Origin of the sequence: Herbaspirillum rhizosphaerae (assembly GCF_046025915.1) — a bacterium.
In the GTDB taxonomy this organism is placed as follows: Bacteria; Pseudomonadota; Gammaproteobacteria; order Burkholderiales; family Burkholderiaceae_D; genus Herbaspirillum; species Herbaspirillum rhizosphaerae_A.
Genome location: NZ_JAQQFR010000020.1, coordinates 1 through 23,036, shown reverse-complemented (window position 1 = coordinate 23,036; position 23,036 = coordinate 1). Strand labels below are relative to the sequence as shown.

The 23,036-nt window shown below is 57.0% G+C and carries 19 protein-coding genes; 12 read left to right on the top strand and 7 right to left on the bottom strand.

Annotated elements, in window-relative coordinates; genetic code table 11:
- The first annotated feature begins 43 nt into the window (after positions 1–43).
- Positions 44–904 (top strand): tRNA cyclic N6-threonylcarbamoyladenosine(37) synthase TcdA, encoded by an 861-nt coding sequence (gene tcdA / locus PQR63_RS22525; RefSeq protein WP_408170392.1) that lies wholly within the window; start codon positions 44–46, stop codon positions 902–904.
- Positions 905–1,090: 186 nt separating this feature from the next.
- On the opposite strand, the gene ggt is transcribed toward tcdA, so the two are convergent.
- Positions 1,091–2,863 carry a gamma-glutamyltransferase gene (ggt, locus tag PQR63_RS22520; protein WP_408170390.1) on the bottom strand — a complete coding sequence of 591 codons (1,773 nt, stop codon included), beginning with the start codon at positions 2,861–2,863 and terminating at the stop codon, positions 1,091–1,093.
- A gap of 231 nt (positions 2,864–3,094) precedes the next feature.
- Positions 3,095–4,144: an HTH-type transcriptional regulator GntR gene (gntR, locus tag PQR63_RS22515; RefSeq protein WP_408170388.1), complete on the bottom strand. Its 1,050-nt coding sequence runs from the start codon at positions 4,142–4,144 to the stop codon at positions 3,095–3,097.
- A gap of 425 nt (positions 4,145–4,569) precedes the next feature.
- Here gntR and PQR63_RS22510 point away from each other — a divergent pair, with 425 nt between their 5' ends.
- From PQR63_RS22510 to PQR63_RS22495, 4 genes are read left to right on the top strand one after another with little or no spacing between them, the layout of a single operon-like run.
- Entirely contained in the window at positions 4,570–5,922 is a 1,353-nt protein-coding gene (locus PQR63_RS22510; protein ID WP_094562782.1) for a GntP family permease, read from the top strand.
- 40 nt (positions 5,923–5,962) lie between these two features.
- Positions 5,963–7,507 carry a gluconokinase gene (gene gntK, locus PQR63_RS22505; RefSeq protein WP_408170386.1) on the top strand — a complete coding sequence of 515 codons (1,545 nt, stop codon included), beginning with the start codon at positions 5,963–5,965 and terminating at the stop codon, positions 7,505–7,507.
- 36 nt (positions 7,508–7,543) lie between these two features.
- Positions 7,544–8,329, top strand: coding sequence for an SDR family NAD(P)-dependent oxidoreductase (locus PQR63_RS22500; protein ID WP_408170384.1), 786 nt, complete (start codon positions 7,544–7,546; stop codon positions 8,327–8,329).
- Positions 8,330–8,344: 15 nt separating this feature from the next.
- Positions 8,345–9,382, top strand: a complete 1,038-nt coding sequence (locus PQR63_RS22495; RefSeq protein WP_408170382.1) for an L-idonate 5-dehydrogenase — start codon at positions 8,345–8,347, stop codon at positions 9,380–9,382.
- Positions 9,383–9,495: 113 nt separating this feature from the next.
- On the opposite strand, the gene mctP is transcribed toward PQR63_RS22495, so the two are convergent.
- The 3 genes from mctP to PQR63_RS22480 all read right to left on the bottom strand — a co-directional run bounded on the left by mctP (position 9,496) and on the right by PQR63_RS22480 (position 13,440).
- On the bottom strand, positions 9,496–10,998 hold the full coding sequence (mctP, locus tag PQR63_RS22490; protein ID WP_408166222.1) for a monocarboxylate uptake permease MctP: 1,503 nt from the start codon (positions 10,996–10,998) through the stop codon (positions 9,496–9,498).
- Positions 10,998–11,177, bottom strand: coding sequence for a DUF3311 domain-containing protein (locus PQR63_RS22485; protein WP_094562787.1), 180 nt, complete (start codon positions 11,175–11,177; stop codon positions 10,998–11,000). Before PQR63_RS22485 ends, mctP begins: the two co-directional genes overlap by 1 nt.
- A 331-nt stretch (positions 11,178–11,508) precedes the next feature.
- Positions 11,509–13,440 carry an AI-2E family transporter gene (locus tag PQR63_RS22480; RefSeq protein WP_408170380.1) on the bottom strand — a complete coding sequence of 644 codons (1,932 nt, stop codon included), beginning with the start codon at positions 13,438–13,440 and terminating at the stop codon, positions 11,509–11,511.
- A gap of 268 nt (positions 13,441–13,708) precedes the next feature.
- Between PQR63_RS22480 and PQR63_RS22475 the strand changes: the two genes are divergently transcribed.
- A complete protein-coding gene (locus tag PQR63_RS22475) occupies positions 13,709–15,250 on the top strand; it encodes a sensor domain-containing diguanylate cyclase (protein ID WP_408170378.1) in 1,542 nt (513 codons plus the stop codon).
- Positions 15,251–15,452: 202 nt separating this feature from the next.
- Here PQR63_RS22475 and PQR63_RS22470 read toward each other — a convergent pair whose 3' ends face one another.
- Both PQR63_RS22470 and PQR63_RS22465 read right to left on the bottom strand, forming a co-directional pair.
- Positions 15,453–16,541 (bottom strand): alkene reductase, encoded by a 1,089-nt coding sequence (locus PQR63_RS22470; RefSeq protein ID WP_408170376.1) that lies wholly within the window; start codon positions 16,539–16,541, stop codon positions 15,453–15,455.
- Positions 16,542–16,796: 255 nt separating this feature from the next.
- Complete coding sequence (locus PQR63_RS22465) at positions 16,797–17,495, bottom strand: GntR family transcriptional regulator (protein ID WP_408170374.1); 699 nt, start codon at positions 17,493–17,495, stop codon at positions 16,797–16,799.
- A 222-nt stretch (positions 17,496–17,717) separates the two neighbouring features.
- Here PQR63_RS22465 and PQR63_RS22460 point away from each other — a divergent pair, with 222 nt between their 5' ends.
- From PQR63_RS22460 to PQR63_RS22435, 6 genes are all read left to right on the top strand, one after another.
- A complete protein-coding gene (locus tag PQR63_RS22460) occupies positions 17,718–18,824 on the top strand; it encodes a mandelate racemase/muconate lactonizing enzyme family protein (RefSeq protein ID WP_408170372.1) in 1,107 nt (368 codons plus the stop codon).
- Positions 18,825–18,891: 67 nt separating this feature from the next.
- On the top strand, positions 18,892–19,575 hold the full coding sequence (locus PQR63_RS22455; protein WP_408170371.1) for an amino acid ABC transporter permease: 684 nt from the start codon (positions 18,892–18,894) through the stop codon (positions 19,573–19,575).
- Between the two features lie 11 nt (positions 19,576–19,586).
- Positions 19,587–20,243 carry an amino acid ABC transporter permease gene (locus PQR63_RS22450; protein WP_408170369.1) on the top strand — a complete coding sequence of 219 codons (657 nt, stop codon included), beginning with the start codon at positions 19,587–19,589 and terminating at the stop codon, positions 20,241–20,243.
- On the top strand, positions 20,227–20,952 hold the full coding sequence (locus PQR63_RS22445; protein ID WP_408170367.1) for an amino acid ABC transporter ATP-binding protein: 726 nt from the start codon (positions 20,227–20,229) through the stop codon (positions 20,950–20,952). Before PQR63_RS22450 ends, PQR63_RS22445 begins: the two co-directional genes overlap by 17 nt.
- 43 nt (positions 20,953–20,995) lie before the next feature.
- Positions 20,996–21,787 (top strand): transporter substrate-binding domain-containing protein, encoded by a 792-nt coding sequence (locus PQR63_RS22440; RefSeq protein WP_408170366.1) that lies wholly within the window; start codon positions 20,996–20,998, stop codon positions 21,785–21,787.
- A gap of 78 nt (positions 21,788–21,865) precedes the next feature.
- Positions 21,866–22,966 carry a porin gene (locus PQR63_RS22435; protein WP_408170364.1) on the top strand — a complete coding sequence of 367 codons (1,101 nt, stop codon included), beginning with the start codon at positions 21,866–21,868 and terminating at the stop codon, positions 22,964–22,966.
- Positions 22,967–23,036 lie beyond the last annotated feature (70 nt).

Below are 23,036 nucleotides of genomic sequence, written 5' to 3'. Positions count from 1 at the left end.
CTCAGGAAACAGCCTGTTTTGCTTTTTATCCGGATAAATTCTCATGTCCAATGTTCAACCTGCCGTTGCTTCTAACGACGCCGATATCGATTTCGACCGCCGCTTCGGCGGCATCGCCCGTCTGTACGGCGTCCAAGGCCTGGCGCGGTTTCGTACTGCGCATATCTGCATCGTCGGCGTCGGCGGCGTTGGGTCATGGATCGTCGAAGCACTGGCGCGCAGCGCCATCGGCAAGATCACCATGATCGATCTCGACAACCTCGCCGAATCCAACATCAACCGCCAGATCCACGCATTGACCGATACGCTCGGCAAGGCCAAGGTCACGGCGCTGCATGAGCGCATCATGCAGATCAATCCATATTGTGAAGTCACCGAGGTGGAGGACTTTCTCACGCCCGACAACGTCGGCGAGATGATCGGCGTTGGCCGTTTCGATTACGTGATTGACGCGATCGACAACGTGCGCGCCAAGGTGGCGTTAATCGCCTATTGCCGTGAAAACAAGGTGCCCTTGCTGACCAGTGGCGGCGCCGGTGGTCAGATCGATCCGACCAAGATTGAGATTCGCGATCTGTGTCGTACCGAGCAGGAGCCGTTGTTGGCAAAGGTCCGCAAGCGCCTGCGTGCCTGGCACAAGTTTCCGCGTGGGACCAAGAACAAGTTTGGTATCGATGCGGTGTTCTCGACCGAGCCTTTGCGGTTTCCGGAAGGGGAGGTTTGTGAGGTGGATACGGACGATGCTGCGGATGGGCTGGATACGGTTGATGCCGATGGGCGTCGTCAGGATGCGGGTGTCACCGGGCTTAATTGCGCGGGGTTTGGGTCGGCGATGGTGGTGACGGCTTCGTTTGGATTGGTGGCGGCGGGGTTTGTGTTGAGGAAGATTGTTGAGCGGCCTTAAATAAGCGTTCGTTCCAAGCTGAGTTTTGTTCCGATTTACCTGTATGGATAGCTGAGGTTGAACGAATAAAGAAAGAATCAATCAACGCGAAACGGTCGTCGGGACAAATCCAAAACCCACCCCCAATGAAAAATGCCGCCTGATTTCCATCAGGCGGCATTTTCATTTCAAACCACAACTAAACCATCAGAACCCCAGCGTACGTCCGTCCGGATTACGCGGATCCGAATAGCCATAGAAAGCGCCATCCTTGATCTGAATAGTTTGCGTACGTCCCATAGAAGGTTGCACGCTTATCTTCTGACCCTTGTCTTGCAGGATCTTGATCGTATCGGCGCTGATGCCCTTTTCGATACGCAACTGATCCGGCGCCCATTGATGATGGATGCGTGGCGTGATGGTCGCTTCGGCGACGTTCATGTCATGTTCGATCACGTTCAGGATGGTTTGCATCGTGGTCGTGATGATGCGGCTGCCGCCTGGGCTGCCGGTGACCAGGAAAGGCTTGCCATCCTTGAGTACGAATGTCGGTGACATCGAGCTCAGCGGACGCTTCGCTGGGCCGATAGCATTGGCTTCGCCACCGACCAGACCGAAGGCGTTCGGAACGCCAGGTTTGGCGGAGAAGTCATCCATCTCGTTGTTGAGCGTGATGCCGGTGCCGGTGGCGACGATGCCGCTACCGAAGTTCAGGTTCAGCGTGTAGGTCGTGGCGACCAGATTGCCTTGCTTGTCGGCGACCGAGAAGTGCGTGGTCTGATCGCTTTCATACGGTTGCGGCTTGCCTGGCTTGATTTCGGACGATGGCGTTGCGCGATCAGGATTGATCTTCTTCGCCAGTTCGTCGGCATAGGCACGGGATGTCAGACCCTTGACCGGCACCTTGTTGAAATCCGGATCGCCCAGATATTCCGCACGGTCGGCGTAGGCCAGCTTCATCGCTTCGGCCATCAGATGAATGGTCTGTGCGCTATCAGCGCCGTATTGCTTCAGCGGATAGCGTTCCAGGATGTTCATCATCTGGATGATGTGAATACCGCCCGAGCTTGGCGGCGGCATCGACATGACTTGATAGCCGCGATAGTTGCCGACCACGGGTTCACGTTCGACGACCTTGTAGTTCTTCAGGTCGGCAGCGGTGATCAGGCCATTGTGCTTGTCCATTTCGGCGACGATCTTCTTGCCGATCTCACCTTCATAGAACACTGAAGGCCCTTTCTTGGCGATCAGTTTGAGCGACTTGGCGAGGTCTTTCTGCACCAGTTTGTCGCCGGCTTCCAACGGGCGGCCGTCCTTGAAGAAGATCGCCTTGCTGGATTCCCATTGACCGAGGTGGTCACGTTCTGCCGCCAGGATCAGTGCCAGGCTCGGGCTCACCGGATAACCTTTTTCCGCCAGCTTGACCGCAGGCGCGATGACGTCGGACAGCTTCATCGTGCCGTATTTTTGCAGCGCGTGCGTCAGACCCGCGACAGTGCCGGGAACGCCTATCGCCAGATGGGTGTACAGCGAGCGACCCGGTGCGACGTTGCCCTTGTCGTCCAGGTACATGTCGCGGCTGGCTTTGGCAGGTGCCATTTCGCGGAAATCGAGCGCGACGTTTTTACCGGTCTTCGCATCGTGAATCATCATGAAGCCGCCGCCGCCGATGTTGCCTGCGTTCGGCAGCACAACTGCCAGCGCGAAGCCGACGGCGACGCCTGCGTCAATCGCATTGCCGCCGCGCTTGAGAATGTCGAGGCCGACTTGCGTCGCCAGTTCCTGCTCGGAAGCGACCATGCCGTTTTTCGCCATCACCGGGCTGATGATGTCGTAGGTCAGGTCGTACTTGACTACCGGCGCGGCCGCTGGTGTTGCTGGTGCTGCGGTCTGTGCGTGGGCAGGCAGGAAGGCGAGGGAAGTGCAGAGGGGCAGCAATGCCATGGTAGCCGGCTTGAGCAAGCCGTTGATTTTCCGCATGGGTGATTCTCCTGGAGGTTATCTTTATCTGAGTCTAGTTATAGTGCTACTCGTGCTTTTTGCACTCGATGATTGTAGCCTCAGGAGATGTCGTGTCTATAGAATTTATTGATAAATTTTAGATGCAGTACAGCATGCGTCGTGCCTGTTTCATCAATCTCCTGTAGGACAAGACGATTGATGAATTGCATCGGACGAACGTGTGACAGGTCGCTGACGCGCCTGCGGGTTTTACGTACTTTCGCGCACGGCCAGTTGGAAGCCGAGATCAAGGCGCGCCTTCTCGACAGGCTCCCCCTTGAGTTGGCGGATCAGCAATTCTGCCGCCTTGTAGCCGATGTCGTAGCGCGGCGTGATGATGGTGGTGATCGATGGTGTGGCACATGCGGCCCACGACAAGTCGTTGAAGCCGGCAATCGCCATTTGCTGAGGGACTTTGATACCGCGGCGTTGGCATTCGAACAAGGCGCCCAGTGCAAGGTCGTCGTTGCAGCAAAAGACCGCATCGCAATCAGGGGAAATCTCCAGCACGCGCGCCAGCAATTGCGCACCCATGTCCACCGTGGTCGGCGTCGGCAGCAAGACCTCGACGTTCGGCTCCAACCCTGCCTCGGACAAGCCTTTGCGAAAACCTTCACGGCGTTTCATCATGCGCGGATCAAGCTGCGCTGCAAGAAAAGCAGGTCGCCGATAACCGCGTTCAATTAAATGCTGCGCCACCGCATAACCGGCCTTGGTTTGAGAAAATCCGACCGACATGTCGCTATTGGTTTTGCCGAGATCGAACATGCGCACGGCCGGGATATTGCTGCTCGCCAGTTGCTGGCGCAGCAATTCATGCTGATCCGAGCTCGACAGCAGAAAGCCCGCAGGCGCATGCGCCAGGTAGGTGGAGATCAGCTGGCTTTCCTTCTCTTTCGAGTAGCCGGTCTCGCCGATGAGGAACTGATAACCGGCTTGCGAGAGATAGTCGCGGATCCCGCTGAGCGTCTCGATGAACACCGCATTGGTCAGCGACGGCACCAACACGCCGATCACCTGCGATCGCGCAGAAGCCAATGTGCTGGCGGCATGATTGGGGACGTAGCCGAGTTTCTTGATGGCCGCAGTGATGCGGTCGCGCGCTTCCTGCTGCACCAGTTCCGGCGTTTTCAGCGCCCGCGAAACGGTCATCGGGCTGACCCTCGCTTCATCGGCGACGTCGACAATCGTCACGCGACCGGTGGCGCGGCTTCCTTTAGTTGGTTTTGCAGGTTTTTCGGCAGCGGCTTTTTTGCTCATGATGGGACAGGTTTCTCTATTGCCGACATCATACCTGAGCACTCTTTGCTCAGAGGGATTAAGGGTTTTCTTAATTCATGCTGCGCCGCCGCATCGCGTGCGTGACGGGCTTCTCCGCGTCCAGATATTCATACAAATGATTTGACACATAAATTTTGGTAGCGTTATCATCGCGGCCAATGTTAACGCTAACATCTAAAAATGTAGTCGATGCACAAGCAGCGTTCAACAAACAATTTTCTTATTTTATAAACACTACGCAGATAGTGGGCACGGCAGCCTGAATGCAGCAATGAGCAACAAGGCGCGTCGTCGAGACAATGTAAAGACTCCGTAGTGGATGGCAGGCATGGTGTTGACGGCGCAGCAATGATGGCTCTTGTTTCTGAATGCCCGTGCGCACTATCGACCCTGGAGACATCCTCATGTTCGGATTGAGTAACGAAGCAAGTCTGTTGTTGAACGCCTTCCTCGCCATAGTGGTGCTGATTGTCATGATCACGCGCCTGCGCATTCATCCCTTTATCGCCCTGATCATCACGTCCGGTTTCCTCGGTCTGATCTCCGGCATGCCTTTGCCCAAGATCGTCAAGTCCTTCCAGGATGGCTTTGGCGGCGTGCTTGGTTTCGTCGGCATCGTGCTGGGCCTGGGCACCATGCTCGGCAAGATGATGGCCGAATCCGGCGGCGCCGATCAGATCGCGCAGACGCTGGTGCGCGCTTTCGGCAAGCAGCGCGTGCACTGGGCCATGATGATCGGTGCTTTCCTGGTCGGCATTCCGCTGTTCTTTGAAATCGGCTTCGTGTTGTTGATCCCGCTGGTGTTCATCGTGGCGCGCCGTTCGGGCGTGCCGCTGTTCAAGATCGGCATGCCGATGCTGGCCAGCCTGTCGGTGATGCACGGCCTGGTGCCGCCGCATCCAGGCCCGCTGCTGGCAATCGGCATCTTCGGCGCCGATATCGGCAAGACCATTTTCTATGGCCTCATCGTCGGTTTGCCGACCGTGATCATCGCCGGTCCGATGTTCGGCGCCTTTATCTCCAAGTATGTGGACATCAAGCCGTCCGACGAGTTGATGGAGCAACTGGCGCGTGAACCGCAAACCAAGGAACTGCCGGGCTTCGCCATCACTCTGATCACGGTGTTGTCGCCGGTCTTCCTGATGTTGCTGAAAACCTTCGTCGACGTCACCCTGCCGGAAGGCAGCGCCATGCGCGACCTGATGGATTTCATCGGCAACCCGATCGTGGCCTTGCTGGCGGCGCTGCTGCTGTCGCTGTACACTTTTGGCGTGGCGCGCGGTTTTACGCGTCAGCAAGTGTTGAAGTTCGTAGATCAAAGTCTGGCCCCGACTGCAGCCATCGTGCTGATTATCGGTGCAGGCGGTGGCTTCAAGCAGATGCTGGTCAATAGCGGCGTCGGTACGGCAATCGGTCAACTGGCCGTGCATGCGCAGATCTCGCCGTTGCTGCTGGCCTGGTTCGTGGCGGGTGTGATTCGCGTGGCGACCGGTTCGGCAACGGTAGCGACCATCACCGGTGCAGGCATCGTGGCGCCGCTGGTAGCACTGATCCCCGGCACCAACCGTGAACTGCTGGTGCTGGCTACAGGCGCCGGATCGCTGATTCTGTCGCACGTCAACGATGCAGGCTTCTGGCTGGTCAAGGAATACTTCAACATGAGCGTAGGCGAAACATTCAAGACCTGGACGGCGATGGAGACCATCATCTCGGTGGTGGCGCTGGCCTTCATCATGTTGCTTAATTACATCGTGTAAGCGCACCTGCGTTTTCACGATCGCAGTAAAGGAAATACTCATGTCGCACTTCATGCTCGGCGTCGATATCGGCACCACCAGCACCAAAACTGTCGTGTTCACGTTGGACGGCCAGGTCGTTGCCCAGCATGCAGTCGAATACCCCTTGCTCTGTACCGTGCCGGGCATGGCGGAGCAGGATCCCTTGCAGATTTATGATGCCGTGCTGGCATCCATCGGTCAGGCCGTGAAAGCGGCTAAAGCCAAGGTCAGTATCGGCGAGATCGCGCTGGTGTCCTTCAGCGCTGCCATGCATAGCGTCATCGCCATCGGCAAAGACAACCAGCCGCTCACCAACAGCATCACCTGGGCCGACAACCGCGCCAGCCTGTGGGCGCGCCGCATCCGCGAAGAGCATGACGGCCAGGCCATCTATCAGCGCACCGGTACGCCGATTCATCCGATGTCGCCGCTGTGCAAGTTGATGTGGCTGCGTTACGACCATGCCGATATCTTTGCCCGCACCGAACGTTTCGTCGGCGTGAAGGAATACGTGTTTTTCCGTTTGTTCGGCCGCTGGCTTGTGGATTATTCGATTGCCTCCGCGACCGGCCTGTTCAATCTGCAGGAACTGAATTGGGACAAGGGCGCGCTGGCCCTGATCGGCATCGACGCCGCGCAGTTGTCCGAACCGGTACCGACCACACATCACATCGCCGGACTGCCGTCTGATGTCGCCGCGCAACTGGGGTTGAACACCGACACGCCATTCGTCCTCGGCGCCAATGACGGCGTGCTGTCCAATCTCGGCGTCAACGCCATCCATCCGGGCCAGGTCGCCGTCACCATCGGCACCTCGGGTGCGATGCGCACGGTGATCGACCGGCCGATGACGGATCCGTCCGGCCGCACCTTCTGTTATGCGCTTACGCAAAAGCATTGGGTCGTCGGTGGCCCGGTCAACAATGGCGGCAATATTTTCCATTGGGTGCGCGACGAGCTGGCGACTGCCGAAGCCGAAGCAGCGCGCAAGGCCGGTGTCGATCCCTACGACGCCTTGACCGACATTGCCGAAAAAGTATCTCCCGGCGCCGAAGGCCTGCTGTTCCATCCTTACATGGCGGGCGAACGCGCGCCGCTGTGGAATGCCGACCTGCGCGGTTCCTTCTTCGGTCTGGCCTTGCATCATCGCAAGGAACACATGATCCGCGCCGCGCTCGAAGGCGTGATCTTCAATCTCTACACCATCCTGCCGGCGGTCGAAGACCTCATCGGCCCGACCCAGCGCATGATGGCCACGGGCGGTTTTGCACGCTCGGCCTTGTGGCGTCAGATGATGGCCGATATTTTCAACCGTGAAGTCGTGGTGCCGCAAAGCGTCGAATCCTCTTGCCTGGGAGCCGCCGTGCTCGGCCTGTTTGCGCTGGGCATGATCCGTTCGCTGGATGTGATTTCCGACATGGTCGGTTCGACCAACCGTCATGTACCTATCGAGAAGAACGTCGCGATCTACGAACGCCTGCGTCCGATTTTTCTCTCGATTCCCAATAAGCTGGCTGATGAATACAGGGCGTTGTCCGAGTTCCAGCGGCTGAGTGTCAAATAATCCAAAACCGCAACGCATAACAAACAAGGAGACAGAATGACCGCAACACTACCCGCAGGTCTGCAGAGTTTTTCGCTGACCGGCAAACTGGCATTGATCACCGGCTCCAGCGGCGGCATCGGTCTCGCGCTGGCGCGCGGCCTGGCCGCTGCGGGCGCGTCCATCGTGCTCAACGGCCGCGATGCCGCCAAGCTGGCAGGTGTTGCAGCGAAGCTGCGTGAAGAGGGCTACACCATCCATGAGTCTTCATTCGACGCGACCTCGTCGGCATCGGTGGAAGCTGCAGTGGCGAAGATTGAAGCCGATATCGGTCCGATCGAAATCCTGTTCAACAACGCCGGCATTCAACGCCGTGCGCCGCTGGAAGACTTCAAGGAATCCGACTGGAATGACCTGATCAGTACCAATCTCAACAGCGTCTTTTTCACCGCCAAGGCAGTCGCACAAGGCATGATCAAGCGCGGCCGCGGCAAGATCATCAACGTCTGCTCAGTACAGAGTGAACTGGGGCGTCCGAATATCGCGCCATACACTGCCACCAAAGGCGCAGTGAAAATGTTTACCAAAGGCATGGCGATCGACTGGGGCAAGTACGGCCTGCAAGTCAACGGTCTCGGCCCCGGCTACTTCAAGACTGAGATGAACATGGCGCTGGTCGCCGATGAAAAATTCTCCGAATGGCTGATCGGTCGCACGCCGTCGCGTCGCTGGGGCGATGTCGAAGATCTGGTCGGTGCGGCGGTATTCCTCTCCAGCGACGCCTCGAAATTCGTCAATGGACACATTCTGTATGTCGATGGCGGCGTTACCGCTACTCTGTAAAACAAGGACAACATCATGCAACAAGGCATCGTCATCCACGCGCCGCACGATTTGCGCGTACAAGAATTGGAAACCGCTGAACTGCAACCGCATCAGCTCAAGGTCAAAGTCAAAGCCGGCGGCATCTGCGGTTCAGACTTGCACTACTATCACAACGGCGGCTTCGGCACCGTGCGCATCAAGGAGCCGATGGTGCTCGGCCATGAAGTCTCAGGCGTGATCGCCGAAACCGGCTCGGCAATCGGCGACATCAAGCCGGGCACGCGTATTTCCATCAGCCCAAGCAATCCTTGTGGCATCTGTAAATACTGCCAGGAAGGCAAACATAATCACTGCCTCGACATGCGTTTCTACGGCAGCGCGATGCGCATGCCCCACGTGCAGGGTGCTTTCCGCCAGGAGATAATCATTGAACGTGCACAGGCGCATGCTGTTGCTGATCACGTCACCGATGGCGAAGCCGCTATGGCGGAACCATTGTCGGTCGCGTTGCATGCCGTGCGCCGCGCCGGCCCCTTGTTCGGCAAGCGCGTGCTGGTCACCGGCTGCGGTCCGATCGGCGCGTTGACCGTGATCGCTGCACGTCGCGCAGGCGCCTTGCAGATCGTTGTCACCGACGTCGCCAGGATGCCTTTGGAAAGCGCGCTCAAAGTCGGCGCCGATCAGGCCATCAACGTCGTCCAGGATGCCGATGCGCTCAAGGCTTTCACACAAGACAAGGGCACTTTCGACGTGTTGTTCGAAGCCAGCGGCAACGAGCAGGCTTTGCGTGGCGCGCTCGATACGTTGCGTCCAGGTGCGGTGATCGTCCAGGTCGGCCTGGGCGGCGATATCAACTTCCCGGCGAACCTGCTGGTAGGTAAGGAACTGGAATGGCGCGGCGCCTTCCGCTTTCACGAAGAGTTCGCACTGGCGGTGGAATTGATGAACAAGAAGCTGGTCGACGTGAAGCCGCTGATCTCGGCAACTTATCCGTTCGAGAAATCGGTAGAAGCGTTTGAGATCGCCGGTGACCGTTCGAAGATGATGAAGGTGCAGTTGAGCTTCGACTGAGCTTAGGTTGAACTTCGATTTAACTTCAATCAAGCAGCACCAATTGAATGAAAAAGCCGCTCAATCGAGCGGCTTTTTCTATTGCAGATCAGCTTGCTGAATCAGTGCTTCACTCAGTGCTTCAATGCCGGTGCTTTCGCACCGCCCTTGCCAAACACCAACTGCACCACAACTGCCACAACGATATTGATCGCCAGAGCAATCAGACCGGTGTACATGGAGTACGAATCAGCGCCGATATGGAAGGTATGCACCGGCTTGATGCCGTCTGCATACGCCAGCCAGCTGCCACCGATGATGCCGACTGCCCAGCCTGTCAGCAGCGCATTGGCGCCAAACCAGCCGATAAACAGACCGAACACCAGCGCCGGGAAGGTTTGCAGAATCCACACGCCGCCCAGCAATTGCAGATCAAGCGCAAACTTGGTCGGCAAGAACAGGATGAACACCAGCGCGCCGAACTTGACCACCAGCGACACCATCTTGGCAACCTTGGCTTCGCCTTCGGGCGACACATTCGGATTCACGTACGGCTTCCAGAAGTTGCGCGTGAACAGGTTAGCCGCACCAATCGACATCACCGCCGCCGGCACCAGGGCGCCGATGGCAATCGCCGCGAACGCAAAGCCACTGAACCAGCTCGGGAACATCGCATTGAACAGCGCAGGAACGATGTCATTGTTCGCTTCGACCTTGACACCCGCCGCGTAAGCCATATAGCCCAGCAGCGCGATCAGACCCAGCAGCACCGTGTACGCAGGCAGGAACACAGCGTTCTTGCGGATCGTGTCAGCGCTCTTGGCCGCGAAGATGCCGGTCAGGGTGTGCGGATACATGAAGGCCGCCATCGCCGAACCCAGCGCCAGTGTCGCAAACGGCAGGAACTGAGCAGGCTTCAACGTTAGGCCGGTCATGCCGCCCTTGGCGGCAAACGCCTCGCGCGCCGAGTTGAACACGATACCGTAGCCGCCCAGCTTCATCGGCACCAGCACCACCGCCACCAGCACCACGATGTAAATCATCAGATCCTTGACGAAGGCGATCAGCGCAGGCGCGCGCAGGCCGGCCGAATAGGTGTACAGCGCCAGAATCACGAAAGCCGCCAAGAGAGGCAATTCACCGGTGACACCGAGCGCCTTGATCACGACTTCCATCCCGATCAGTTGCAGCGCGATGTACGGCATGGTCGCCACCACACCGGTCAGGGCAATGGCCAGTTCCAGCTTACGTGACTTGTAGCGGCCGAACACCACGTCCGCAGCGGTGACGTGACCGGCCTTGTGCGCAGCGTGCCACAGCTTGGGCATGATCAGGAACACGATCGGATAGACCAGAATCGTGTACGGCAGCGCGAAGAAACCGTAAGCACCGACCGCATACACCAGCGCCGGCACTGCGATCACGGTATAGGCAGTATAGAAATCGCCGCCGACCAGGAACCAGGTAATCCAGGTGCCGAAGTTACGGCCGCCCAGACCCCATTCGTCGAGATGTGCGCCCTTGTTGGAGGACCCGCCGCTTTGCCAGCGCGAGGCCCAGAAGCCCATGACGGTGACCAGCGCAAAGAAGAAGATGAAGACGCCGAGGGCAGTCCAGTTGATGGAAGAGGAATTCATTATTCGACTCCCTTTCTGAGGCCGTCTTTATAGACGATCCAGATGATCAGTGCGGTGAGCGGAACCCACATGAACTGATACCAGTAGAAAAACGGAAAGCCGAACAGCGCGGGCAGTTCGTCGTTGTAAAACGGGACCCACAATAGACCAATGAACGGCAACAGGAGTAAGAGCCGCATAGAAATTCTCCTCATACTTTTGGTGGAAGGATTGTTATTAAAATCGCAGCGCAATTATAGTGAGAATCGTCGCGATCCGTTTGCGGCGCGGCATTTTTCAGTGACTTGTCAGGCTCTGAGAGCCGCTATGGGACTTGGTTTGCGAGGGGGGGGGGCGGTGACGACTTGCTTTTGCGACGCAATAAATATCGCTGAATAAAAGGCTGCAAGCGATATTGAAAATAAGTCATTCGCTTTTTTGTCAGTGCATCGTCAGCTTGAAAAAAAGCGTAAAAAAACCGCCGACCAAAATCAACGAAGTCAGCGGCCATCATCGTCAGGCTGAGAGCTTTCAGCTTTTGCTGCTCAGGCCTGGCTTGTCATAGACGTGCAGGTTGCGCAGACAACTCTGCACTGCCTCCTCAAACGAATGCACCACCTCATGCGCGCCTTCGATGGCGTTGTCTTCCAACTGCAATTGCTCAAACGGATTGGCGATCTGCAGTACCAGTTGTTTGACGTTCGGCAGGCGCTGCTTCATCTGGACCAACGCCGATTCGATCTGCGCCTGTTCCTTCATTGGCTCAATGCTGACCAGACAGAACATCGCGACAATGCCGGGTTTGACGTCGGGCGGCGGTGCGTCGCCCATTTCTTCCAGCGTGACATGGCGGCCGTCCAGGTTTTGTTTGCGCAGGATGCGCACCAGGATTTCCGCCGCCAGCTCGTCGCCCCCGGATCCGGCGCCGATACCCAGCACGATGGTGCCGGCCGGGACGTCGAAAGAACCTTGCGTGCCGCCGATGACTGCTTCGCGGCGACGGCGCAGCTGGCGACCGATGTTGACGTCTTCCAGCATGGAGATGCGCGTGTATTGGCGCCACCACTTTGGATTTTCGCCGAGCGCTTCGATGACGGAGGCGATGGCGCTGCCGACCTTCAGTTGCTCGCTCTTGCTGATCGCGTTGGCGTCCAGATCCGCACGCGCCAGATGCAGTGCCGGTACCACCACCGAGTCGCAATACGCGGCAAATGATTTACGCTTGAGAATCTGGCGTGCGCTGGCGATGATTTCTTGTGTGTCGCCGGAGAGGGCGCGCTGATAAAAATTCTGCGGCAGCGTCAGGGCGGGAATTTCACCGAGCAGGATTTCAAACATGTTCAGTGCGCGGAAATATCTGCCCGCCACCACCAGACACAAGGTCAGCGGTGTCGATAACACCAGTCCGACCGGGCCCCAGATCCAGCTCCAGAAAATTGCCGCGATGACAACCGACAAGGGCGACAGGCCGGTGGTGTGGCCGTAAAGCTTGGGTTCGACCAACTGGGCAAAAACGATCTCAATGACCAGAAACAGCATCAGCGTCATGACCGCCAGCGACCAGCCCGGTGAGATCGCAGCAGCCAGCAAAGTCGCACAGAATGCGGCGATCCACACGCCGACATAGGGTATGAAGCGCAGGATCGCCGCCATCGCGCCCCATAGCAAGGCCTGCGAAAGGCCGAGGATGCTTAGCCCTATCCATACCAGCACGCCGACACCGATGTTGACGGCAAACTGCGACACGAAAAAACGCGACAGGCGTTCACCGGCGTCATTGACCGCTACCGTCGTCGCGCGCAAGTCATTGCCGCCGGCCAGACGAATGAAGCGGTCGCGCAAGGCCTCGTGTTCCAGCAGGACAAAGATCAGCACCACAAAAACGATACCGGCGGTTTCCAGAGGGGCCCAGACGGACGACGCGATGCGCGTCAGCAATTGCAGCGGCTTTTGCGGCGGCGAGTGGATTTCCACTGGGATCGGCGTATTGCTGCCGGCACTCAATTTACCCAGGCCGCCCGATGTCGATGCTGGCGTCGTGCTCTTGGCTGTGCCCGGATCTTTCTGGTCGGACAGGTTGTCGATCCAGCGTCCTGCCTGGCCGTTAAGTTCGCCCAGTTTTCCCAGTGTCAGGTGATCGAGTACGGAGACCTTGCTGCGGATGGTGTCGGCATACTGCGGCAGGCTGGCGCCGATGCGCACCACCTGCGTGCCAATGATCAGGCCGACTGCCGCCAGGGACAGTGCCAGCGTGACGACAGCGACACCGACCGAAAGAGTCTGTCCCAGGCCGATCCGCCGCAGCCGATGAATGAAAGGCGTAATCAGCAGGCTGAGGATGATGGCGAGCGTGATCGGAATCAGTACATCGCGCCCGAAGTAGAGCAGGGCGAGTACGGTCGCCGTGCCGAGGATGCCGGCAACCTGATTGGATTGACGACGGGGTTCTTGTTGACTCGACAAGGGAAGACCTCAGGAATGATTAAAGTGACAAGACGGACGGATTGTAATGCAGCTGCGTGGCTACCTCTGCTGCGGCCGGACAGTGAACATAGACCCGCCGGGCTGCATTTTCCTTTTGCTAACTTTATCATGCGCGGGCGACAAGTTTCCGGACAGGACAGGCGGGGCGCGAGGAGGTTGAATGTGATTAAAGGTATCGTTCGGATGGTTTTCAAAATATCATGCTGCTGAAATTACTTTCGATTTCGTCCAATGTCGTTCAGAAACCATGTCTGACAAAAATAGTGTTTCCACAGGCAAGCGAGCGCGGTTCTTTATTGCCTTGATTGCGCTGGCTATTGTCGCTCTCGAAATCTGGGGGATCAGCTATAGCCGCAAGGTGCAGGTGGAAGAAAGCCGGGCGTCCATTTCCAACGTCACGCGCGCATTGGCGCAGCATGCCGAAGATACCCTGAAAGAAGCCGATATCGTCATTGGCGACGTGCTGGAGCGGCTGGCGCGCGACAGCGCATCGCCGGAAGGCGAAGAGCGTACACATCAGGCCTTGCGTGCGCGGCTGTCGGCTTTGCCGCAAATCGACGGCTTGTATGTGGAGGATCAGGACGGCAAGCTGATTGTCACCTCTCAGGAAAAGCTGAACAGAGAATTGAACGGCCGCGACCGCGCCTACTTTCTCTACCATCAGAATCATGCGGATCTCGGTATCCACATCGACGTACCGATACAAAGCAGATCCACGGGGCACTGGGGATTTACGGTCAGCCGGCGTTACAACAAATCGGATGGCAGTTTTGGCGGTGTCGTGGTGGCCACGATCGACATGACGTATTTTGAAAATTTTTACAAGACGTTCGATATTGGTAGCGAAGGGGCGATCGTGCTGATCCGGTCGGACGGCATATTGTTGTATCGCCGTCCGATGCGAAACGAATTTGCCGGCAAGAACATGACCGGTACAGCCTTGTATCGAGCCTACCGTGAGAATGCGCTCACCGGTTCTGCGCTGATCAAATCGTCGCAAGACGGTATTATGCGCATCAATGTTTATCGCAGTGTTGCCAGCTATCCGCTATTCGTCGCCGTAGCCATGTCGGAAGACGAAATATTGGCCGACTGGCGTCGCGAATCGATGACGCATGGCGGCAGCATGGTGTTGTTGTTGGTCGCAGTACTATTCGCCGGAAACCGGTTGATTACGCAGATCAATCAACGCTCCAAGACCGAAACCGATGCGCTGGATGCGCAGGCGAAAGCCGAGAGAGCGAACCAGTCGCTGGAGCAACTCGCTTTGAGGGATGACGTGACCGGTTTGCCCAATCGCCGCCAGTTCGACACGCTGTTGAAGAGCGAACTCAATCGTGCCAAGGAAGGGCTGGCGACGGTATCGCTCCTGATCATCGATATTGATCGTTTCAAAGTGTTCAGCCATCTGTACGGTCACTCCAGCAGCGACGACTGTCTGCGTGCTATCGCAGGAGCAATCAAGGCAAGCCTGAAGCAATCTGCTTATATCGCCGCGCGTTACGGTGAAGAGCAATTCAGTGTCATCCTGCCGAACTGCTCCCAAGCGGCTGCGGTCGCTTTTGCCGAGCAGCTGTGTGAGGCAGTGAGCGCACTTGCGATTCCACACTGGGAAAGCGACGAAGGCGTCGTGACCGTGAGCATTGGCGCCAGTTGCCTGGACTCGGTGGACGACAATGATTTGAGTGCCGACCTGATCCGCTCGGCAGACCACGCATTGAGCATGGCGCAGCAGCGCGGCCACAATCAGGTCGCCAGCTTTTCGTTGCCGAAAATCGCAAAAAAATAAGCCGCACTTTTTCAGGCCGGCACTTTTCTAGCAGCATCTTTATTGAAGATGCTGCGTGTGGCTGCAAGCGATCATCCGAATCTGGATCTGGAGGGGGTTAAATCCAAATAGAAAACGCCGTCGGTATCATCGACGGCGTTTTATTTTTTGCTACGAACTCCGTGCTGCGCAGCGGAGCTTTTTCATGCGCCTTCTACTCTTCTTATGCAGGCAACGCAGGATAGTCGATATAGCCTTCCGCACCGCCACCGTACATGCCTTCTTCGCGCAGCGGGTTGAGCGGCTTGGATTCGCGCAAACGGCGCACCAGATCCGGATTGGCGATGAACAGGCGGCCAAATGCCACCGCGTCGGCCAGCTTGTCGCTCAATACAGATTGCGCTTCAGCACCGGTAAAGCCGTTGTTGACCAGGAAGGTCCCCGGGAAACGGCTGCGCAGCGCAGCGTAGTCGAACGTCACTGCGCCGGCCGGTTGGCGTGCGCCACCGGTCTCGCCTTCGACCACGTGCAGGTAAGCCAGACCCAATGGTGCGATCTGTTCCACTACATAGTTGTAGAGCGCTTGCGGCTGGCTGTCGAGCTTGGTGTCATTGAAGGTCGTCATCGGGCTCAGACGAATACCGGTTCGGCCGCCGCCGACTTCCTTGGCGACTGCTTGCATGACTTCGATCAGCAGGCGTGCACGATTCTGGATGCTGCCGCCATAAGGGCCGCTGCGATCATTGACGCTGTCGCGCAGGAACTGTTCCAGCAAATACGTGTTGGCGGCATGCACTTCAACGCCGTCAAAACCGGCATCAATCGCATTGCGTGCAGCCTTGCGATAATCCTCTACCAATCCCGGCAGTTCGTCGTCGCGCAGTGCACGCGGTGTCGATACGTCGCTATAACCGTCAGCAGTGAAGGTCTTGGCGTTAGCAGCGCGGTTGGTCGACGACACAGGTGCTGCGCCATCGGGCAACAGCGAGCTGTGCGAGATACGGCCGACGTGCCACAGTTGCAGCACGATCTTGCCGCCGGCGGCATGCACGGCATTGGTGACTTCACGCCAGGCGGCGACCTGTTCTTCGGAATGGATGCCAGGTGTGCCGATATAGCCTTGGGCCATCGGGCTGATCTGGGTAGCTTCCGCGATGATCAGACCGGCGCTGGCACGTTGACGGTAGTACTCAACGGTCATTGGTCCCGGCTTCAGACCTTCGATTGCACGGCTGCGAGTCAACGGCGCCATGACGATACGATTGGCGAGCGCGATATCGCCCATTTGTACTGGATCGAATAAAGATGTCATGAACAACTCCTTTTTAAAATGAAAAAGACAGTGGCATATCACTGTCTTTAAAACGGAAACCTGCAAATCTGGATCGCAGCATCGCGATGGAGTTCCATCATACCTTAAAATTAGACCGGTCGTCTAAGTCGGTGGGGTTTGCCGTTTTGAACGGAGAAATCTGAGCTTGCAGGGCATGTATTGAACGACCGGAAGGCGTGATGAGGCTCTGTCGCGATGTGGCCCCGACTACGCTACCGGGGCCAGACTGGCATGTCAGCTTTTCTGCTGATCGCCTTGTATGCGTCCACGAGCGGAATGCAAATGTCCGCGCACAGCGGCTTCTGCACGATCGGGATCGTGCGCTTTGAATGCGTCGAGGATCTCTTGATGTTCGTCCGCGACATCATTGGTACTGACGTTGTCGCTGTTCGGCACTACGGATAAGCGAGCCACCAGCAAAATCGTATGCAAGGCGCGATAGGCCGACGATATCGCGGGATTGTCAGCGCTGTCCACGATGGCCTGATGAAATACCTGTTCCAGGTCGATATAGGAGCGGTACTGCTTGTAGCCGACACCTTTCTTCATCATCGCGGCCATGGTGTCATGGGCTTTTTCCATGACGGCAATGGTTTCTTCCGAGGCGGCCAGCGCGCCTGCTCTCGCGCAGTGCGCTTCCATCAGTAACCGGAATTCCATGATCTTGTCGATCTTGGCCTGATCTGGCCGAGGGGCGATGGAAAAACCGGTATTCGTGCTCGATACCACCAGCTCTTCCGATTCCAATCTGATCAATGCCTCTCGCAGCGGCGACGAACTTATGCCGCATTCGCGCGACAAGGCATCGATATTCAGGCGCGCGCCAGGAAGCAAGCGCTGGTCGAAGATCTGCTTTTTCAACTCTTCATAGGCTTGTTCGGCGAGCGAAACCTTGACGATACGGGAGGAGGTGGGTGGGTTTTTGGTCGTCATTTCATCGCGGGTGTAGTCGTTTTCAGCGCCGATTATGGCACACCACCAGAAAACTTTTTACGCGATTTGTTTCTTGAATGACACATAATGTATTGCGTATCGTAGATCGTGCACGATATATTATGCGTGATTTTCGAGCTTCAGAACTCTACCTATATGGAGTTGCAGGGGGCTTGCGCGCCATATCGATCACGGCTTCTTCATTGAATCAAAGGAATTAACATGACCAGCATCACGAAAATTGATATCACGCAGGTGGATTTGGCGCCGAAAACGCAGCGCACCGATGCCATCCAATCGTTCGTTACCCAAGAGACGGTCCTGGTCACCCTGCATTGCAGCGATGGCAGCAGCGGCACCGGCTACACCTACACGATAGGCACCGGCGGATCTTCCATCGTTGCGCTGCTGAAGGATCATCTGGCACCGCGTCTGATTGGTCAGGCTCCGGAAAACTACGAGCGCATCTGGCAAGACCTGCTGCGTCACACCAATGCGACGGCCGTCGGCGCAATTACCAGTCTGGCACTGGCCGCAGTGGACAGTGCCATCTGGGACCGTAATTGCCGCCACGCCGGGCTGCCGCTGTGGCGCATGATTGGCGGCGCTCAGGTGAGCGTCCCTGTGTACACCACTGAAGGCGGCTGGTTGCATCTGTCGCCTGGCGAACTGGTCGAGTTGACTCTGAAAGCCAAGGAACAAGGATTTTTGGGCGCCAAGATCAAGGTCGGCAAGCGCCATGTGGCAGAGGACATGGCTCGCCTGGTCGCCGTGCGCGAAGCGGTTGGTGACGCTTTTGACATCATGGTCGACGCCAATCAGAGCTTTTCCGCTGCCGAAGCGGTACGTCGCGCCAAGGCTTACAGTGAAGTTGGCATCGCCTGGCTGGAAGAACCGCTGCCGGCACAAAACATCAGTGCCCACCGACAGCTTGTTGCGCATACCAGCGTCCCGATCGCAGTCGGTGAATCGATGTATGACCCCGGCCAGTTCGGCGAATATCTGAAACTGGATGCCTGCTCCATTGTGCAGCCCGATGTGGCGCGCGTGGGTGGCATCACGCCGTGGCTCAAGGTCGCGCATCTGGCACAGACGCTCGGTGTGGTCGTGTGCCCGCATTTCCTGATGGAGCTGCATGTCAGTCTGTGTGCAGCCACGCCCAATGCCGCCTGGGTCGAATACATCCCTCAGCTGGACGACCTCACACATAGTCGCATCGTCATCAAAGACGGCTATGCCTTGCCGCCCGAACAAGCGGGCATCGGCATCGAATGGGACTGGAAGCGCATCGCCGCAGCGCAAAAATTCACTCCGCTGAGCATCGGCTGAACTGTGCGATTTCCGGCTCTACCCCCATCCCATCAGCCTTGCCGACAGAGCAAGAGCGAGGAGACACATGCATTACGAATTCGACTTTTCCGGCGTGCTGGCGCAATGGCCGTTGTTTTTGCAAGGAGCCTGGGTGACAGTCAAGCTGACGGCCTTTTCCACCGTACTGGGTTTCTTGCTGGGAACGGTATGCGCGATCGCGGTTGGCAGTCGCTGGCGTGGCCTGCGTTGGCTGGTACACACCTACGTCGAGCTGATTCGCAATACGCCGCTACTGGTGCAGAGTTACTTCCTGATTTTTGGCATGTCGAGCATAGGCGTGACGATGCCGATTACTTTCGGCGTGGTGCTGGCAATGGTCATCAATGTCGGGGCTTATACCTGCGAAATCATGCGAGCCGGTATCGAGTCGATCCATCCAGGGCAGATCGAAGCGGCAGAATGCCTTGGCATGTCCCGCTCCTCGGTGTTCTTGCATGTGGTGTTGCTGCCGGCGGTGGAGCGCGTCTATCCCTCGCTGACCAGTCAGTTCGTCTTGCTGATGCTGGCATCGAGCATCATGTCGGCCGTCGGCGCCGAAGAATTGCTTGGCATCTCCAACCGCGTGCAATCTGATACCTACCGCAGCTTTGAAGTGTTCCTGGTTGGCTGGGTGGTCTATCTCGCGTTGTCCTATCTGATGCGCATCGTGTTTGCGCAGTTGGCCAAGTATTTCTTCCCACGCAGAAGAAAACTCGGCACGCCGCTTTAACGGAGGCCGCCATGAACCCTATTACCACTCTACAGTTGCACTACATGCTGGCCGGCGCCGGCGGCACTTTGTTGCTGACCGTGCTGACCTTTGGTGGTGGCGCCCTGGCGGCGATGAGCGTCGCGCTATTGCGGGTGTCACCGCGGCAGGTGCTGCGCCGGGTAAGCAGCGGCTATGTGCAACTGATCCAGGGCACTCCCTTGTTGATCTTGATGGGACTGTGTTTTTACGGGCCTAACATCATCGGTATCGGCACAGTGCCGGCGCTACCTGCTGCAGCGGTGGCGATGATCATCTACTCCAGTGCCTTCCTCGGCGAAATATGGCGTGGGTGTATCGAGGCAGTACCGCGCACGCAATTCGAAGCGTCCGAATGTCTGGGATTGACCCGCACTCAAACCATGTTCCGGGTGATCTTGCCGCAGGCCATGCGCATCGCCACGCCGCCGACGGTTGGCTTCATGGTACAGATCGTAAAGAACACTTCGGTCGCTTCCATCGTGATCGGCTACGCCGAACTCTCGTATGCGGCGAAGGAGCTCAATAGCGCTACTTTCGAACCCTTCATCTATTTTGGTCTGGCGGCCGCATTGTATTTCGCAATGTGCTATCCGCTGTCTTTGTTGAGCAAGCGTCTGGAAAGGAAAATGAATGCAAGACGTCGTTAGATTGAAAGACGTACGCAAGAGCTTCGGTAGCGTAAATGTGCTCAATGGCGTGACGTTGAATGTCAAAAAAGGGCAGGTCGTAGCCATCATCGGAAAAAGCGGTTCAGGAAAAAGCACGGCGCTACGCTGCATCGACCGGCTTGAAAAAATCGACAGCGGCAGCATTGAAGTCTGTGGCCAGTTGGTTGATGACGCCTGCGATATCAACATCCTGAGACGCGACCTCGGGATCGTATTCCAGGGGTACAACCTGTTTCCGCATCTGACGGTGCAGCAGAACATTACGCTGGGGCTGACTGTAGTGAGAAAAATGCCCAAACCGGAAGCAGACGACATTGCGCACGCCATGTTGACCAAAGTTGGTTTGGAGGCCCGGAAGACAGCCTATCCAGAACAGCTTTCGGGTGGTCAGCAGCAACGTGTGGCGATTGCCCGCTCGCTGGCAATGATGCCGAAAGTAATGCTGTTCGACGAAGTGACGTCGGCACTTGACCCGGAATTGACGGGCGAAGTCCTCAAGGTCATGGAGCAACTTGCAGAGGGCGGCATGACGATGATTCTGGTGACGCATGAAATGGGATTCGCGCGCCATGTCGCTGACCTGGTGGTGTTCATGCATCAGGGAAAAGTATGGGAGAGCGGTAGTCCGGAAATCATGGACGCACCCGAGACCGGGGAGTTCAGGCAATTCGTTGGTTCCAACTTATAGCGTTGTGAACGATCAAGTCGTTTTCTTTCATCTGGAGACAAAAATGATTTTTAAAAAAATTACAACTACCTTGTACGTAGCCCTGGCACTGACCTTGGCACAGGCGCAAGCCGATACACTCGACAACATTCAAAAAGCTGGTCGCATTCGCATCGGCATCGGGATGGACGTGCCGCCTTATGGCATGAAAGATGCGCAACTCAAACCGATTGGATCGGACGTGGAAACGGCAAAGCTGATTGCCGACGACATGGGCCTGGCGCTGGACATCGTGCCGACCACGGCCGCCAATCGCATTCCCTATTTGCAGACCAACAAAGTGGACATCGTAATTGCGTCGCTGTCGGTGACGCCAGAGCGCGAAAAAGTGATCGATTTTTCTACCCCCTACGCGGCAATACTGGCCGTGGTCGCGGCGCCGAAAAGCATGACCATCAAAAGCTTCGCTGACCTCGCCGGCAAAAAAGTAGTAGTGACGCGTGCCTCGACCAACGATGCTGAAATCACAAAGAATGCCAAGGATGCGCAAATCGTTCGCTTTGACGATGACTCTACCTCGATCACGGCAATCCTGAGCGGACAGGCCGACATCTTCGTGACTTCACCGGCCCTGATGATCGTGATCAATAAAAGAAATCCGCAAAAAGATCTGGAAACCAAACTGGTGATCAAGACCTTCAAATTGGCCATCGGCATCAGGAAGACCGACGGACGTCTGAAGGAAAAAATGAATGCCTACGTCAAGGCCGGTCTCAAGGACGGAAAGTTAAGCCAGATCTATCAGAAGTACCACGGTGTGCCGCTGCCCGATGACATTTTGAAAGGCGCGGACTGAGTTCTCGCTCCTGCGCTTTCCGCCGTAAAAATGCGGGCGGAGATCGCCCGACTACAGAACAACAAGCTGGAGACAAACATGAAAAATTACATGGTGGCCGCGCTCGGCCTAAGCGCGGGCATATGCATGAGCACTGCGCAGGCGCAATCCAACGTCACTATCTATGGCGCTATCGATGCCGGTATCACGATGGCGAATAACTCGGGGCCTAATAACGGTAACGTGGTGCGCATGGATAGCGGAACGCTGTATGGCAATCGGCTTGGTTTCAAGGGCAATGAAGATCTCGGTGGCGGCAATCGGGCGGTGTTCCTGATGGAAAGCGGATTCGCCGCTGACAACGGCGGCAGTACCCAAGGCGGATTGTTTTTCGGCCGGCAGGCGTTTGTTGGTGTTGAAGGCGGGTTCGGCAGCTTGACGATGGGCCGGCAATATACGCTTGACCTGGAGATGGCGGCTTATCACGCATTTGTCGCGAGCCGGGTCAATAATTTCGCCGGACTGTCGCATTGGGTTGACCGTCTTGGCGATCGCGTCGACAACTCGATTCGTTATCGCAGTCCGGAGATTGGTGGCTTTTCAGTTGCAGCACTGGTCGGGCTGGGTGAGCAGGCGGGAAAATCTTCCGCGAGCCGCACTCTGAACGGTGGTATCAACTATGTCAACAGCGCATTGGCGATGGGTGCGACGTATTTGCGCATCAACGATGTCAATGGCAATCGTCTCACCGGTGTCGCCGTGCTGGATGGTCAATACAAAATGGGTGCTGCGACCATCCATCTGGCCTACACCGACACGCGTGGCGTGGCGGCCAACAGCCTCTGTTTTTCAACCTGTGCAGCCCGCACCGGACAAATCGTACGGACGTATGAAGCTGGCCTGGATTACCAGTTCAATCCGGCGGATCGCATCTATGTAGGCGGCGCATTGACTCGATTCAGTCAGGATCTGAGCGGCAAGGCGCTGCAATATAACCTCGCCGGATTCCATGCATTGTCAAAGCGGACGGAGCTGTATTCGCTACTGAGTTTCACCAAGACGTCAGGCCTGGGCGGCTTCGCACGCGCCGCATTCGGCACGCCGGATTTCGGCGCCACCGCATTTGCCACCAACCCGCAAGGCACTGCAGACCAGGGTAGTCAGCTGGCCTTGAGGATAGGTATGTCGCATCGTTTTTGATGGCACATGACTGGGGGAGGGTGTGTTACGGCTTGGCGGCGGACAGCATTCGTTCGACATAACGCGCAAG

Coding starts and splice junctions, on each gene's coding strand:
- PQR63_RS22445 (WP_408170367.1), top strand. CDS start 20,227: ATGCAAGACGTCGTTAGATTGAAAGACGTACGCAAGAGCTTCGGTAGC.
- PQR63_RS22485 (WP_094562787.1), bottom strand. CDS start 11,177: ATGCGGCTCTTACTCCTGTTGCCGTTCATTGGTCTATTGTGGGTCCCG.
- PQR63_RS22510 (WP_094562782.1), top strand. CDS start 4,570: ATGTTCGGATTGAGTAACGAAGCAAGTCTGTTGTTGAACGCCTTCCTC.
- PQR63_RS22460 (WP_408170372.1), top strand. CDS start 17,718: ATGACCAGCATCACGAAAATTGATATCACGCAGGTGGATTTGGCGCCG.
- PQR63_RS22465 (WP_408170374.1), bottom strand. CDS start 17,495: ATGACGACCAAAAACCCACCCACCTCCTCCCGTATCGTCAAGGTTTCG.
- PQR63_RS22435 (WP_408170364.1), top strand. CDS start 21,866: ATGAAAAATTACATGGTGGCCGCGCTCGGCCTAAGCGCGGGCATATGC.
- tcdA (WP_408170392.1), top strand. CDS start 44: ATGTCCAATGTTCAACCTGCCGTTGCTTCTAACGACGCCGATATCGAT.
- PQR63_RS22450 (WP_408170369.1), top strand. CDS start 19,587: ATGAACCCTATTACCACTCTACAGTTGCACTACATGCTGGCCGGCGCC.
- PQR63_RS22500 (WP_408170384.1), top strand. CDS start 7,544: ATGACCGCAACACTACCCGCAGGTCTGCAGAGTTTTTCGCTGACCGGC.
- PQR63_RS22455 (WP_408170371.1), top strand. CDS start 18,892: ATGCATTACGAATTCGACTTTTCCGGCGTGCTGGCGCAATGGCCGTTG.
- PQR63_RS22440 (WP_408170366.1), top strand. CDS start 20,996: ATGATTTTTAAAAAAATTACAACTACCTTGTACGTAGCCCTGGCACTG.
- gntR (WP_408170388.1), bottom strand. CDS start 4,144: ATGAGCAAAAAAGCCGCTGCCGAAAAACCTGCAAAACCAACTAAAGGA.
- mctP (WP_408166222.1), bottom strand. CDS start 10,998: ATGAATTCCTCTTCCATCAACTGGACTGCCCTCGGCGTCTTCATCTTC.
- gntK (WP_408170386.1), top strand. CDS start 5,963: ATGTCGCACTTCATGCTCGGCGTCGATATCGGCACCACCAGCACCAAA.
- PQR63_RS22495 (WP_408170382.1), top strand. CDS start 8,345: ATGCAACAAGGCATCGTCATCCACGCGCCGCACGATTTGCGCGTACAA.
- ggt (WP_408170390.1), bottom strand. CDS start 2,863: ATGCGGAAAATCAACGGCTTGCTCAAGCCGGCTACCATGGCATTGCTG.
- PQR63_RS22470 (WP_408170376.1), bottom strand. CDS start 16,541: ATGACATCTTTATTCGATCCAGTACAAATGGGCGATATCGCGCTCGCC.
- PQR63_RS22475 (WP_408170378.1), top strand. CDS start 13,709: ATGTCTGACAAAAATAGTGTTTCCACAGGCAAGCGAGCGCGGTTCTTT.